13 protein-coding genes and 1 riboswitch are annotated in these 12,598 nt (G+C 40.5%); of the genes, 7 read left to right on the top strand and 6 right to left on the bottom strand.

The genetic code is table 11. The features are described from left to right. Positions 1-575: 575 nt before the first annotated feature. Together purH and purD are read left to right on the top strand one after the other, a co-directional pair. Positions 576-2,165: a bifunctional phosphoribosylaminoimidazolecarboxamide formyltransferase/IMP cyclohydrolase gene (gene purH, locus CUB63_RS17145; protein ID WP_006534734.1), complete on the top strand. Its 1,590-nt coding sequence runs from the start codon at positions 576-578 to the stop codon at positions 2,163-2,165. Positions 2,166-2,177: 12 nt separating this feature from the next. Next, a complete protein-coding gene (purD, locus tag CUB63_RS17140; protein WP_006534733.1) occupies positions 2,178-3,467 on the top strand; it encodes a phosphoribosylamine--glycine ligase in 1,290 nt (429 codons plus the stop codon). A gap of 27 nt (positions 3,468-3,494) precedes the next feature. On the opposite strand, the gene CUB63_RS17135 is transcribed toward purD, so the two are convergent. The 6 genes from CUB63_RS17135 to nudC form a co-directional block, all read right to left on the bottom strand. Next, the gene (locus CUB63_RS17135) at positions 3,495-4,157 is read right to left on the bottom strand and encodes a DUF1481 domain-containing protein (protein ID WP_229096609.1); all 663 of its coding nucleotides are present in this window, start codon (positions 4,155-4,157) and stop codon (positions 3,495-3,497) included. A 44-nt stretch (positions 4,158-4,201) separates the two neighbouring features. Further along, positions 4,202-4,474, bottom strand: a complete 273-nt coding sequence (locus tag CUB63_RS17130) for an HU family DNA-binding protein (RefSeq protein ID WP_004246922.1) — start codon at positions 4,472-4,474, stop codon at positions 4,202-4,204. A gap of 190 nt (positions 4,475-4,664) precedes the next feature. Continuing rightward, the gene (locus CUB63_RS17125; protein ID WP_006534730.1) at positions 4,665-5,255 is read right to left on the bottom strand and encodes a YjaG family protein; all 591 of its coding nucleotides are present in this window, start codon (positions 5,253-5,255) and stop codon (positions 4,665-4,667) included. 74 nt (positions 5,256-5,329) lie between these two features. Beyond that, complete coding sequence (nfi, locus tag CUB63_RS17120; protein WP_109848574.1) at positions 5,330-5,998, bottom strand: deoxyribonuclease V; 669 nt, start codon at positions 5,996-5,998, stop codon at positions 5,330-5,332. Continuing rightward, positions 5,991-7,064, bottom strand: a complete 1,074-nt coding sequence (hemE, locus tag CUB63_RS17115) for a uroporphyrinogen decarboxylase (RefSeq protein WP_072064749.1) — start codon at positions 7,062-7,064, stop codon at positions 5,991-5,993. The genes nfi and hemE overlap by 8 nt, the downstream gene beginning before the upstream one ends. Before the next feature lie 88 nt (positions 7,065-7,152). After that, positions 7,153-7,938 (bottom strand): NAD(+) diphosphatase, encoded by a 786-nt coding sequence (gene nudC / locus CUB63_RS17110; protein ID WP_072065049.1) that lies wholly within the window; start codon positions 7,936-7,938, stop codon positions 7,153-7,155. Between the two features lie 147 nt (positions 7,939-8,085). On the opposite strand from nudC, the gene CUB63_RS17105 reads away from it, so the two are divergent. The 5 genes from CUB63_RS17105 to thiS all read left to right on the top strand — a co-directional run bounded on the left by CUB63_RS17105 (position 8,086) and on the right by thiS (position 12,597). Then, positions 8,086-8,766, top strand: a complete 681-nt coding sequence (locus CUB63_RS17105; RefSeq protein ID WP_006534722.1) for an HAD family hydrolase — start codon at positions 8,086-8,088, stop codon at positions 8,764-8,766. A gap of 44 nt (positions 8,767-8,810) precedes the next feature. Continuing rightward, positions 8,811-8,933, top strand: a riboswitch (TPP riboswitch). A 140-nt stretch (positions 8,934-9,073) separates the two neighbouring features. Then, the gene (thiC, locus tag CUB63_RS17100) at positions 9,074-11,026 is read left to right on the top strand and encodes a phosphomethylpyrimidine synthase ThiC (RefSeq protein ID WP_109848573.1); all 1,953 of its coding nucleotides are present in this window, start codon (positions 9,074-9,076) and stop codon (positions 11,024-11,026) included. Further along, a complete protein-coding gene (thiE, locus tag CUB63_RS17095; RefSeq protein ID WP_109399071.1) occupies positions 11,010-11,657 on the top strand; it encodes a thiamine phosphate synthase in 648 nt (215 codons plus the stop codon). The genes thiC and thiE overlap by 17 nt, the downstream gene beginning before the upstream one ends. Further along, positions 11,651-12,400 carry a HesA/MoeB/ThiF family protein gene (locus CUB63_RS17090; protein WP_006534718.1) on the top strand — a complete coding sequence of 250 codons (750 nt, stop codon included), beginning with the start codon at positions 11,651-11,653 and terminating at the stop codon, positions 12,398-12,400. Before thiE ends, CUB63_RS17090 begins: the two co-directional genes overlap by 7 nt. Further along, positions 12,397-12,597, top strand: coding sequence for a sulfur carrier protein ThiS (gene thiS / locus CUB63_RS17085; protein WP_006534717.1), 201 nt, complete (start codon positions 12,397-12,399; stop codon positions 12,595-12,597). The genes CUB63_RS17090 and thiS overlap by 4 nt, the downstream gene beginning before the upstream one ends. The last annotated feature ends 1 nt before the right edge of the window (position 12,598 follow it).

Below are 12,598 nucleotides of genomic sequence, written 5' to 3'. Positions count from 1 at the left end.
AAATGAATTTACTTTTGTTGTTCACTCTTCAAGACTTGATACATCTAATATTTTAGAAGATATCGTCTCTGCGAGTGCCCACACAGATTGTCTGATAATTTGTTAAAGAGCAGTGCAACATTCGCTGCCGTTTCCGGTCCTCTGCGCTGTTGCGAGGAGGTGCATTCTACATCTTCCTCATTCAGTGTCAAGCGTTTATTTTCAAGGCCTTTCACTTTATTTTTTGTTCTCTCAGTCAGTTCGCTTAGCGCCCTGTGCCGTGACAACGAGGACGCATTATAGGGAGTTTTCTGAGGCTGGCAATAGTTTTTTTAAGAAAAAAAATCGTTTGCTTAATTCCACAGCAAAACCCCTAGTTATACGCACTTATCAACAATTTTATCCACAACCTTCCTTTTTACATAAAATTAGCATGTCAAACGCAATCGTTTGCGTTATTATGAGGGCTTATTAAGTAAGATTGATTTTGTGTCCATCTTCTGAAATGTTAGTTAAGCAAACACAATTTCACTGTATTAATGTGATTTAACTTCATCATTACTACCGTTATACCAAAAACCCAAGGGATAAAACTCATGCAACATCTTCGTCCTATCCGCCGTGCGCTTTTAAGTGTGTCTGATAAAGCAGGTATTTTAGAATTTGCTAAAGCGCTTGTTGAAAGAAACGTAGAACTATTATCTACAGGTGGAACTGCACGTCTATTAGCAGAAGCTGGCTTACCTGTTATCGAAGTTTCCGATTATACCGGTTTCCCAGAAATGATGGATGGCAGGGTAAAAACGCTACACCCTAAAGTACATGGTGGCATTTTAGGCCGCCGTGGCCAAGACGATGCAATAATGGAAGAACATGAGATCCGTCCTATCGATATGGTCGTAGTGAATCTTTATCCCTTTGCTAAAACAGTCTCTCGCCCTGATTGCTCATTAGCAGATGCCGTTGAAAATATTGATATCGGTGGACCAACAATGGTTCGCTCAGCAGCGAAAAATCATAAAGACGTTACGATTGTAGTAAATAGTAATGACTATGAAAGAGTGATTGAAGAAATGGATAATCACGAAAATAGCCTTACTTTAGATACCCGTTTTGATTTGGCGATTAAAGCCTTTGAACACACAGCGGCTTACGACGGAATGATTGCTAACTACTTTGGTCAGAAGGTTGCACCTTATTATGGTGATACTTCACAACCATCAGGTACTTTCCCTCGTACCTTAAATCTGAACTATATAAAGAAACAAGATATGCGTTATGGTGAAAATGCTCATCAGCAAGCTGCTTTCTATATAGAAGAGAATATAGAAGAAGCATCTATTGCTACTGCAAACCAATTACAAGGCAAAGCGCTTTCTTATAACAACATCGCTGATACTGATGCCGCATTAGAATGTGTGAAATCATTCTCCGAGCCTGCATGTGTTATTGTGAAACATGCAAACCCTTGTGGTGTAGCTATTGCGAGCACGCTCACACAGGCGTATGACAATGCATTTAAAACTGATCCAACCTCTGCATTTGGTGGCATTATCGCATTCAATCGGCCTTTAGATGCAAAAACAGCTAGTGCAATCATCGAACGTCAATTTGTTGAAGTGATCATTGCTCCTTCTATTAATGAAGATGCACTACCAATTTTAGAAACGAAACCAAATGTTCGGGTATTAGCTTGTGGCCAGTGGCAAGAGCCAAAACCTGCTTTTGACTTCAAACGAGTTAACGGTGGGCTTTTAGTGCAAGATCGTGATTTAGGCATGGTTAAAGAAGAAAACTTAAGAGTAGTTACTCAACGCCAACCAAGTGAACGTGAACTTAAAGATGCACTCTTCTGCTGGAAAGTGGCTAAATTCGTAAAATCAAATGCCATTGTTTACGCTAAAAACGATATGACAGTTGGTATTGGCGCAGGACAAATGAGCAGGGTGTATTCTGCAAAAATTGCAGGTATAAAAGCTGCTGATGAAGGTTTAGAAGTTGCAGGTTGCGCGATGGCTTCAGATGCATTCTTCCCATTCAGAGATGGCATTGATGCGGCAGCAGTTGCCGGTGTGACTTGTGTTATTCAACCTGGTGGCTCAATTCGTGATGATGAAGTGATTGCCGCGGCTAATGAACACAACATCGCAATGATTTTCACCAATATGCGTCACTTCCGTCATTAATAGGGTATTGATATGAAGATTTTGATTATTGGTAATGGCGGTCGTGAGCACGCTTTAGCATGGAAAGTGGCTCAATCACCGCTTGCAACACAGGTTTTTGTTGCCCCCGGTAATGCAGGTACAGCATTAGAAAATGGTGTTGAGAATGTGGCTATTAGTGCAACAGATATTCCTACATTGGTCGCTTTTGCCCTCGAAAATCAAATTGATTTAACTATCGTAGGCCCAGAAGCACCACTGGTTATTGGTGTTGTCGATGCATTTAAAGAAGCGGGGCTGACCATCTTTGGTCCAACAAAAGGAGCGGCTCAATTAGAAGGTTCTAAAGCCTTCACAAAAGATTTTTTAGCCCGTCATAAAATTCCAACAGCGGATTATCAAAATTTTACAGAAATAGCGCCAGCACTTGAGTATCTCAATAAAGTAGGCGCGCCGATTGTTATTAAAGCCGATGGTTTAGCCGCAGGTAAAGGCGTTATTGTTGCAATGACGCAATCTGAGGCTGAAAATGCCATAAAAGATATGCTAGCAGGTAATGCCTTTGGAGATGCTGGGCATCGCATTGTTATTGAAGAATTTCTTGATGGTGAAGAAGCCAGTTTTATTGTCATGGTTGATGGTGAACATGTTATTCCAATGGCAACAAGTCAAGATCATAAACGTGTTGGTGATGGTGATACTGGTCCTAATACTGGTGGGATGGGCGCTTACTCACCTGCCCCCGTTGTCACTAATGAGATCCACCAGCAAGTAATGGAAAAAATCATTTACCCAACAGTAAAAGGCATGGCTTCTGAAGGTCATCGTTATCAGGGTTTTCTTTATGCTGGACTAATGATTGATAAACAAGGCGTTGCGAAAGTTATCGAATTTAACTGTCGTTTTGGCGATCCAGAAACCCAACCTATTATGATGCGTATGCAATCTGACTTAGTTGAGCTTTGTTTAGCTGGAGCAAAAGGCAATTTAAAAGATAAAGATTCTGTTTGGGATCCTCGTCCAGCTTTAGGAATTGTGATTGCAGCCGGCGGCTATCCTGCTGATTATCGCCAAGGTGATGTTATCGAAGGATTAACACCGACATCATCAACAACTGCAAAAATATTTCAAGCGGGAACAACACTCAATGACAAAGGCGAGGTAGTCACTGCCGGCGGGCGAGTACTATGTGCAACTGCATTAGGTGATGATATCGAACAAGCTCAAAAAAATGCTTATGCCTTAGCAAAAAGTATTCATTGGGATGGAAGTTTTTATCGCCATGATATTGGCTATCGTGCAATTGCACGTTTAAAGAAGTAAGTGACTAAATACAGCAGAAGGGAGTGATCACAAGCTCTCTTTTGTTGGCTCCCATTTACAGAAATCATGGTCGGCTACCATAAGCAACTGTTTACCTTCTGGTGAATCAAGCCAAGCAACATAAGAAGGTTTACTTGAATTACGTGTCCTTGTTTTTAACCAGCGTTGCTCTGGGCCTTCAAATGAAACACTCACTTTCTCACCAGCACATGTTGTCATTGTATTTTGATACCAGACACCCTGTACTAAGTTCACTTTTCCAATAGTAAGTGCTTCACTGATTTCACGCTCTTTATTTGCAGCAAATACCATTCTTAAACGTTCATCTTCTGTTAACGCGCGTTTTTGCTTCTGGCTTTCTTGTTGCATGAAAATAACTTCACCACGTTTGTTTAAACGAAGGTGCCAAGATGAAGGATCGTTACGATTAATAACTTCAGAGCGGATTTGCCAAAGTTTATTTTGGCGATACTCATAAAATGTGATGACAGTTTCTGGCTTTTTATAAAAGCTATAAACACTCATGATCACTTGAGGTTCTGACGTTTTATTATTTAGACGCCATAGACGTACAACACCTTCGTCTGCAATATAACCTGTTGCAGAAAATTCAGGGAGTTGCACAGTAGAAGAGCAGGCGCTGAGCAAAAAAGCAGATCCTATTGCTAACAGCCCCTGTCGTTTCAACAAAAGGGGAGTAAATCCCCCTCTATTGTTCATTCCGTTCAAAGGAATTATTTTACTGCGTCTTTCAGTGCTTTACCGGCAGTAAATGCAGGAACGTTAGCTGCTGCAATTTTAATTTCTTTACCAGTTTGAGGGTTACGACCAGTACGCTCAGCACGGTGATTTACCTTGAATGTACCGAAACCAACTAACTGTACAGAATCGCCTTCTTTCAGAGCTCCTGTTACTGAGTCGATAAACGCTTCAATAGCAGCTTTTGCCTGAGTTTTTGTCAGATCCGCTTTTTCAGCAACTGATTCGGTTAATTCAGCTTTGTTCATAAAATAGTCCTTAAAGTATGTTTTATCGTTTGAAAAACATCTGGTGAAAAAACTTAACTTATCTTTTTAAAAAGATGAATTAAGTAAAACACCTGAGCCACTTCTTTTCGTACCCAATGTAGAACATACACGGGGGTGATGTGAAGTCTTTAAACGTCGCTTTTCAAGCACTAAATCACGTTTTTCTGATTTAGTGCGTTAATTCTATACCGATATTGCTCATTCCTGCTTCACGAAGGTCTGCACGTAGACCTTTAATCAGCTCGATATCTCTTTCTTCACACTCTACAAGTAGACGGTAAATTTCCCATTGGATATCGAATTCTTCAATAACAGCAGGTAGCGATCTAAGCTCTTCTTCACTCATTTCTCTTTCTGCTTGTGTCATTTCAAGTGAAGCAACTGTCCCTACTGATAATTTGCTCACTTCAATAGCGTGACTTAACGATTCACCGCTTAAACGAGAGTGAACAATTTCACTAAGCGCAACACAGGCGTCAATCGCAGGATAGACACCATAAATATCAAACTGAGATGCATCAGGGATCGCTTCTTCTAATTTCTCTAATTGAGAATCAAAATTAACCTTTGCATCTTTCACCGTTAAAGTTTCCCAAACCAGATCGAGAATACGGCGATAAAGCGTTGGATCAGCAAATCCTGTTTCGCGACAAAATACCTGATAATTTGGGTACATTCGCTCACACAGGCACGCCATAAACGTCAGGTGTTGCCAAGCCTCTAGCTTTTCTAAACGTAAATGGATTGGGTTCTTCAACATTCGTGATTACTCATTTTCTTAACTTAGGCGCAGTTTACCTGAAAATTAAAAATATCCACATATTTCCCGGTCATTTAGAGCTTATTCTTATTCAATTGCTCAAATAATCGCCTATTTGAAGCAATACCATCAGCCCAACGCGTTGGTTCTGGTAATCGATACCCTTTCATACACATCTCAACCCACTGCAAAGCGCCTTCCATACTCACTTTATGACCCGGAGATATATACAGGGGTTTGCATTTTTTCTTACTGCGATAAATCCACCCTATTTGCTCATTCTTATCCATTAATGGCTCATAGCTTCCCATTTCTTCATTGACTGCTTTATCAATACCACATAAACGACTTTTTGCTACACCAATAGTCGGTGTATCCACTAATAAACCAAAATGGCTGGCAACCCCCAGCCTTCTAGGATGAGCAATACCTTGCCCATCGACAAAAATAAGAGAAGGCTTTTGTTTGATTAATTGCCAAGCAGTCAATAACGCTGGACACTCTCTAAATGAAAGCAAACCTGGGATGTAAGGAAGAGTTGTAGGTATTCGCGCGATTTGGTATTCAAGAATTTTAAAAGAAGGATAATGCATTATCACGATGGCAGCGCGAGTGACTGCGCCACCATCTTCAAAACCAACGTCAGCGCCAGCAATATAAGTAGGCATTGTAAATTGGTCTGTCAAAATAATTTGTTGAGCTTTTTCTGTCTGCTCCTGACGTAATTGTTGGGTATTAATCATTATCCTGATGATAAGGCTTCGATAAACGGTGAACCGCATCAATAAATGCACCAGCATGTTCAGGTGGAACATCTTGATGAATACCGTGCCCAAGATTAAAGACATGACCGTTGCCTTTACCAAACCCAGCAAGAATAGTTTCGACTTCTTGTTCTATTCTGGCAGGTGGTGCATACAGCATAGAAGGATCCATATTACCTTGTAGCGCAACTTTATCCCCCACTCGACGACGTGCATCTTCGATATCAATCGTCCAATCTAGCCCTAATGCATCGCAACCTGTCGCCGCCATCGCTTCTAGCCAGCGACCGCCACCTTTGGTAAATAAAGTAACTGGCACTTTTCTTCCATCATATTCACGGATAAGACCATCAACAATCTTATGCATATAGTGTAATGAGAAAAGTTGGTAATCACGCCCTGTTAGCACACCACCCCATGTATCAAAGATCATGATGGATTGTGCACCCGCTTTAATTTGAGCATTCAGATAAAGGATAACGCTATCTGCGAGTTTATCCAGTAATAGATGTAGTGCTTGTGGCTCTGCGTACATCATTTTTTTAATTTTTGTGAAGGCCTTACTACTTCCACCTTCCACCATATAGGTTGCCAGCGTCCAAGGACTCCCCGAAAAACCGATTAATGGCACACTGCCTTGCAATGCATGACGAATTGCACGTACTGCATTCATTACATAGCCAAGTTCATCTTCAGGATCAGGGATTGGCAGTTTTTGAATATCGGCAAGACTCTTTATTGGTGATTTAAAACGAGGGCCTTCACCCGTTTCAAAGTAAAGACCTAATCCCATAGCATCAGGAATAGTTAAAATATCAGAAAATAAAATAGCGGCATCTAAAGGGAAGCGTCTTAAAGGCTGTAATGTCACTTCGCATGCCAATTCTGTATTTTTGCACAATGAGATGAAATCCCCCGCCTGTGCCCGTGTTTCCTTATATTCAGGAAGATATCTGCCTGCCTGACGCATCATCCAAACTGGGGTGACATCAACAGGTTGGCGCAACAGCGCACGTAAATAGCGGTCGTTTTTCAACTCACTCATGACTAACTCCATTAACAGTAATAGGGCCGCAAAATAGCATGCATTGTAACATGCTGGAAAAATAACTGTTGGCAGACAACGCCTTTATTTAGTTCTTTTCTTTATCTTGTCTAATATTCGCTATCGTATCTTCTATCAAGCGTCGCGCAATAGTATCTGGCGGTGGGATCTGTGGTAGCTGATCGTAACGATACCAAGCCGCACTGGTTAATTCAGAAGGATCATGACGTAGCTCACCACCATCATAATCAGCTAAAAAGCCCATCATTAAAGAATGAGGGAACGGCCAAGGCTGAGAAGATACATAGCGAATATTGCGAATACGAATATTACTTTCTTCAAATACTTCACGAGCGACGGCCTCTTCTAAGGTTTCACCAACCTCAACAAAACCAGCGAGCACAGTATAAAGCGGGGAATGTTTATGCCTAACATGATGTGCGAGTAAAATTTTATCTTCATGACGAATACCCACAATAATACAAGGGGCAATTTGTGGATAATAACGTTCATGACAGTTATCGCATAAACACGCCCATTCACTCTCGCTATGGCGCATTTTAGAACCACAATAACCACAAAAACGGTGAGAACGATAAAACTCAGCCAGTTGGACACCACGGCCGACTAATTTAAATAAGTTTTCATCTTGTGAGGCGATAAGCCTTGGTGAACACATATCGTTATCCATTTTTCCATGAATAAGCCAAACTGTTTCACCTTGCCATTCACCCACAATTTTAGCGTGCTGACCAATGAGATCCCAATCTTTAGCTAAACCAAACGGAAGTTCACCTTTAGGCAACCACACTCGCCCACCAAGACTGACTGTCCACCAGCCCTTTTCTGAGCCTGTTAATGTATATAAATGCATAACGACCATTCTATCCAAAATAATGATATAGAATAGAGGATACTCTCTTTAGTTAGACCCTCTCAATGTATTATGATTATTCTCTATAATTTATTAACATTCAAAAAGGAATTTTATAAATTATATTTATAATAAAGGAATACTAGCATGATAGATAAAACCCAAAATAAAATTGCGATTTTTGATTTAGATGAAACGCTTTTAGCGGGTGATTCTAGTCGTTTATGGACACGCTATTTATGGGATAAAAAAATAGTCACTGATCCTCATTTCCTAAAACTAGATGAGCAGATGATTGCAGACTATTACGCTGAAAAATTGGATATGAATCAATATCTTTATCAACATTTATCTTATTTTAAACATCATGATATAAACAAAATAAATCATTGGGTTAATGACTTTACTGAAACAAAAGTTCAGCCACTATTTTACCCAGAAGGAATATCAATAATTACACAATATCGACAGCAAAATATTCCTGTTATAATTATTTCAGCAACAATGTCTTTTCTCGTTCACGCTATTGCAAAACAACTCAATGCAGATATTTCAATGGGCATTGATATGCAAATTAAAGATAATTATTACACTGGATATATTGAAGGTACACCTACATTTCGAGAAGGAAAGGTGCAGCGTCTAAATCAATGGAAAGAAGCCAATAACATTAACAATACTTATATTTATTTCTATACTGACTCTGCTAATGACCTCCCATTGTGTTATCAAGCTGATAACGTCACAGTTATCAATCCAGATGAACAGTTAGCTCAAATTTCACACATGAAAAACTGGAAACAGCAACATTGGAATTTAAATAAATAACCCATGTCAGACTTGTAGTTTTCAAAATCTTTCATATACTGGAGTTCTTCTTGTCGGAGTGCCTAGTGTTTATAAGGCTATTATAAACACAGGCTGAGACCGTTAATTCGGGATCCGCGGAACCTGATCGGGTTAATACCCGCGAAGGGAACAAGAGTGATTCGACCTTTTGATAGCTTTATTGCGTATATTTTTACACTCCCATATACACCTATCTGTCGATACTCCCTGCGACCTCCAGACAAGCATTTTTCTCAATATTCACCCGACAGGCGATTAGCCTGCATGATATTTATTAGGAAATGCTATGTCCCAAAATCAAACTATATCCGTTAAAGATATTTCACCAACAAACAACAAACAACGCCCACGAAAAGAACAGCGTGATGCTGCTCAAGAGTTTATTAGCACCATTCAAGGCGTAAGTTTCCCAAATTCAAAACGTATTTACCTTGAAGGCTCTCGTAGCGATATTCAAGTACCAATGCGTGAGATCCAGCTTGATAAAACATTGGTAGGCGGATCAAAAGAAAACCCTGTTTTTGAAGATAATGAACCAGTTCCCGTATATGACACTTCTGGCCCTTATGGCGATCCAGCTTCTCAACTCGACGTTAATCTTGGCTTAAAAAAAATACGCCAACCATGGATTGATGAGCGTAACGATACTGAAGCACTTTCACTCTTAAGCTCTGATTTCACGCAACAACGTCTTTCTGATGCAGGATTAGAGCATCTGCGTTTCCCGTTAAAACCAAGCCCTAAAAAAGCGCTAAAGGGGAAAAGCGTGACGCAATTGCATTATGCTCGAAAAGGTATTATCACACCTGAAATGGAGTTTATTGCGATTCGTGAAAATATGGGGCGCGAGAGAATTCGTAGCGAAGTTTTACGCCAACAGCATGCAGGCTTTAGCTTTGGGGCTCATCTCCCTGACAATATTACGCCTGAATTTGTGCGCCAAGAAGTTGCCGCTGGTCGAGCCATTATTCCCGCCAATATTAATCACCCAGAATCAGAACCGATGATTATTGGGCGTAATTTCTTAGTGAAAGTGAATGCCAATATCGGAAATTCTTCTGTAACGTCTTCGATTGAAGAGGAAGTTGAAAAGCTAATTTGGTCTACACGCTGGGGTGCAGATACCGTAATGGATCTGTCAACAGGCCGTTACATTCATGAAACGCGTGAGTGGATCATTCGCAATAGCCCTGTTCCTATCGGCACAGTTCCCATTTATCAAGCACTCGAAAAAGTTAACGGTATTGCTGAAGATCTCACTTGGGAAATGTTCCGCGATACGTTACTTGAGCAAGCAGAGCAAGGGGTTGATTACTTTACTATTCATGCAGGTGTATTGTTACGTTATGTGCCAATGACGGCAAAACGCCTAACCGGTATTGTGTCTCGTGGCGGTTCAATAATGGCGAAATGGTGTTTATCACATCACAAAGAAAATTTCCTCTACGAACATTTCCGTGAAATCTGTGAAATTTGTACCGCTTATGATGTTTCCCTTTCACTGGGCGATGGGTTAAGACCAGGTTCAATTCAAGATGCAAACGATGAAGCACAATTTGCTGAGTTACATACATTAGGTGAACTAACAAAAATTGCATGGGAATATGACGTACAAGTCATGATAGAAGGCCCTGGCCACGTTCCAATGCAGATGATCCGCCGCAATATGACAGAAGAATTAGAGCATTGTCATGAAGCCCCCTTTTATACATTAGGCCCTCTTACTACGGATATTGCACCAGGTTACGATCACTTCACATCAGGTATTGGTGCTGCAATGATTGGCTGGTTTGGTTGTGCAATGCTCTGTTATGTTACGCCAAAAGAACACCTTGGCTTACCAAATAAAGAAGATGTAAAACAAGGCCTTATTACTTACAAAATCGCTGCTCATGCTGCCGATTTAGCTAAAGGACATCCTGGCGCTCAAATTCGTGATAATGCAATGTCAAAAGCGCGATTTGAGTTTAGATGGGAAGATCAATTTAATTTGGCGCTTGATCCTGAAACCGCACGTCAATATCACGACGAAACCTTGCCTCAAGCATCAGGTAAAGTGGCTCACTTTTGCTCAATGTGTGGTCCTAAATTCTGTTCAATGAAGATAACGCAAGAAGTACGTGATTATGCAGCTGGTATGGAACAAATGTCTCAAGCCTTTAAAGAGCACGGCAGTGAATTATACCACGGTGCAGAAATCGCCAGTGTTGAGGTGACTGAAAATGAACAAATCCTCTAACACACCGTTTGCATCAACAGAAAAAAAGCTTGGGCTTTACCCCGTTGTTGATTCTATTGAATGGATAGAACGCCTGTTAAAAACAGGCGTTACCACACTTCAATTGCGTATAAAAGATAAACAGCCAGAAGACGTTGAACAAGAGATCATTGAGGCGATAAAACTAGGTAAACAGTATCACGCAAGACTGTTTATCAATGATTATTGGCAACTTGCCATTAAACATCAGGCTTATGGTGTTCATCTTGGTCAAGAAGATCTTGATATTGCTGACCTTAATGCTATTAAACATGCAGGATTACGCCTTGGTATTTCCACTCACGATGAAGCGGAATTACAAAAAGCAAAAGCGTTATACCCATCTTACATCGCATTAGGGCATATATTTCCAACCACAACAAAAGAGATGCCATCTAAGCCTCAAGGTTTGAAAGCACTCAAACATCAAGTAGAACAGACGCCTGATTTTCCCACTGTTGCTATTGGTGGGATCTCACTAGAAAGAGTGCCTGATGTTGTTGCAACAGGTGTTGGGAGTGTTGCCTTAGTCAGTGCAATAACAAAAGCACCAGATTGGCAACAAGTGACTCGTAAATTATTAGAATTAGTAGAAGGAAAACCATCATGCTAAATGATAATGATTTTATGCGTTATAGCCGACAAGTGATGTTAGAAGATATTGGCTTAGCAGGTCAAAATAAACTTCAATGCGCTAAAGTCTTAATTGTTGGTCTGGGTGGATTAGGCTCTCCTGCTTCTCTTTATCTTGCTGGTGCAGGTGTTGGCGAACTTATTTTAGTTGATGATGATGAGTTACATGTTTCTAATCTACAGCGTCAAATTCTTTATCGTACCCAAGATATTCCTGATGCAAAATCAGAGATCGCAAAGCAGTCTCTCCTTGCATTAAATCCGGATATAAAAATTACCTCTTATAAACAGCGTATTAATGATGATTCATTATATAAATTAGTTAAAGAGGTCGATTTAGTTTTAGATTGCACAGATAACATGCTTACACGCCAAGCGATTAACCGTGCTTGTGTCGCACAGCAAACTTCACTTATCAGTGGCAGTGCCGTAGGGTTTAGTGGCCAGCTTATGGTGTTTGAACCTCCTTTTACTTATGGCTGTTATCACTGCCTGTATCCTGATGAAACTGAACCACAAAGAAACTGCAAAACAGCTGGAATTCTAGGTCCTGTTGTGGGTGTAATTGGCACACTTCAGGCACTTGAAGCAATTAAATTGCTTTCTGGTTTACCTTGCTCTCTGAGTGGAAAACTTCGCCTTTTCGATGGTAGAAAACAAAATTGGAGTACTTTGCGTTTAACACCATCAAAAACATGTCCTGTTTGTCGAGGGGTAGCATGAACATCACCGTAAATGACGAACAATATTCTCTGGATATGCCTGTCACCATCTGTCAGCTCCTTATTCAGTTAGAGCAACCACCAATTGGTGTGGCGCTTGCTATCAATGAAACCATTGTTCCCCGTGAAAATTGGGAAACACATTTTATCAATGATGGCGATACTATTCTTCTCTTCCAAGCAATTGCAGGGGGCTGAT

The organism is Proteus penneri (genome assembly GCF_003144535.1).
Taxonomy (GTDB): domain Bacteria; phylum Pseudomonadota; class Gammaproteobacteria; order Enterobacterales; family Enterobacteriaceae; genus Proteus; species Proteus penneri.
This window is presented reverse-complemented; position numbering and strand designations above follow the sequence as displayed.